Source organism: Marinomonas shanghaiensis, assembly GCF_003259175.1.
Lineage (GTDB): Bacteria > Pseudomonadota > Gammaproteobacteria > Pseudomonadales > Marinomonadaceae > Marinomonas > Marinomonas shanghaiensis.
This window is the reverse complement of sequence record NZ_QGOK01000050.1, coordinates 1-1,852: the sequence shown is the minus strand read 5'-3', so window position 1 is coordinate 1,852 and position 1,852 is coordinate 1. Positions and strand designations below refer to the sequence as shown.

The 1,852-nt window shown below is 43.9% G+C and carries 3 protein-coding genes; 1 reads left to right on the top strand and 2 read right to left on the bottom strand.

Annotation, left to right across the window (positions count from 1 at the left end):
• Window positions 1-502: cytochrome b (locus DKT73_RS19945; protein ID WP_111640274.1), on the top strand; the 502-nt coding region annotated here is incomplete at its 5' end.
• Window positions 503-660: 158 nt separating this feature from the next.
• Here DKT73_RS19945 and DKT73_RS19940 read toward each other — a convergent pair.
• Both DKT73_RS19940 and DKT73_RS19935 read right to left on the bottom strand, forming a co-directional pair.
• Window positions 661-1,020 carry a ribbon-helix-helix domain-containing protein gene (locus DKT73_RS19940; protein WP_111640273.1) on the bottom strand — a complete coding sequence of 120 codons (360 nt, stop codon included), beginning with the start codon at window positions 1,018-1,020 and terminating at the stop codon, window positions 661-663.
• Between the two features lie 160 nt (window positions 1,021-1,180).
• On the bottom strand, window positions 1,181-1,750 hold the full coding sequence (locus DKT73_RS19935) for a DJ-1/PfpI family protein (protein ID WP_111640272.1): 570 nt from the start codon (window positions 1,748-1,750) through the stop codon (window positions 1,181-1,183).
• Between the last annotated feature and the right edge of the window lie 102 nt (window positions 1,751-1,852).

Sequence of the window (1,852 nt, the reverse complement as noted above, 5' to 3'; positions counted from 1 at the left end):
GTTTGCCAGCTTCGCTGGGCAAACAAAAAAACGATCCTACAATATCGCTCAAATCCTATTACATTGGGCCATTGCTGCCTTAATTATTTTTAATTATTTCGTCAGTGACGGAATGGGACGTGCTTTTCGTCAACACCTAAACGACAGCGATACAGGCTATAACCTAGTGGCATCATTGCATGTGTATGTTGGATTGGCTGTTATTGCTTTGGTTGTTATACGCATTATCGTCCGTTTCATGTCTAACAAAACCAAAGCAAAATCAAAAAGCGCAATAGACCGAGCTTCTCGTATCGTCCATGAATGCCTGTATTTACTGATGTTTTTAGTACCTGTATTTGGCGCCATCGCGTGGTATTTAGGTATTCACTTTATGGGTGATGTCCATGAAATCGCCATGAACATCATGATGACATTGGTCCTGCTGCACGCCGCAGCCGCCCTGTTCCATCAATACGTATTAAAAGACGGGACACTACTAAAAATGCTGGGGCAAAGATAACATTAAGCTAATTGAGACCTTTGTACGATGTTACGAGCGAAACCAAGACGAGGCAAAAACAGACGAAAAAGCGGAGTTTATGGGCTATAAATGAGTATTTTGAGTCTGTTTTTAACAAAGTATTAGTGAGCGCAGTAGTCGTAAAAAGGTCTCAAAAATTACTGGTGAACTTCTAGATAAGACCTCTCCTGCTCGAGAATACGATCCGTATTAAGAGACGCCAAACTCACGTCATGTGAGTGCGGCAGCATACCAATGGTCTGCAAATGCAGATAACGCATGGCACATACCCGCAAAAACGACGTGAAGTTTTCCAAATTATGACCCGCATCCAAGGCTTCATGATTAAGCTTGGCAATCATCTGCGACAAAGACAACTTATCGCGCTGAGCGATTTCTTCCAGCGTAAACCAAAAGAAACTTTCTAAACGAATGCTAGTCACCATGCCATCAATACGCAAAGAGCGAGTGACATTTTCCCATAGACTAGGATCTGAATTCACAAAAAGCTTACACATCGTATTTTCCCTTCTGAATGACGTTTTTTATTATTGGAATGAAATAACACAATGCAAACAGTCTAGCCTAAGATAGGCAAAAGTAGTCGGACGAATTTAACTTTTACTGTCTCATGACAAAATCAAATTCGCCCGAATAAAGCCATCAAAGCGCCGCTTTTTACTTATCTAACAATACATAAAACTGAGCAAGCCAAGCAGGATGCGCAGGCCACGCAGGAGCCGTTACCAAATTACCGTCCGTCACCGCCTGATCGACGGGGATATCCATAAACTCCCCCTTCGCAAGCGTCACCTCAGGCTGACAAGCCGGATACGCAGAACACTTCTTCCCCTCCAAAACACCCGCTGCAGCAAGCAACTGCGCACCATGACACACCGCCGCCACGGGCTTATTGGTGTCAAAAAAATGCTTCACCATGCTAATCACAGTTTTATTTAAACGAAGATATTCAGGCGCACGACCACCGGGAATCACCAAAGCATCGTAATCTTCCACCTTGATATCGGCAAACGTCGCATTCAACGCAAAACGGTGACCCGGTTTTTCCGTATAGGTTTGATCGCCCTCAAAATCATGAATCGCCGTCGCCACCGTATCACCAGACTTCTTATCTGGGCACACCGCATGCACCGTATGACCCAAACTCATCAACGCCTGAAACGGCACCATCGTTTCGTAATCTTCCGTAAAATCACCCGTGATCATTAAGATTTTTTTATTCGACATGACACCTTCTCCTGTTTTAGTTAAAGCGTCCTATGTTGTAACAGCTAGAGAAAGGAAAAAGGTATTAACGGGTTATTACATTCAGCCCATTCCCCTTTGGGG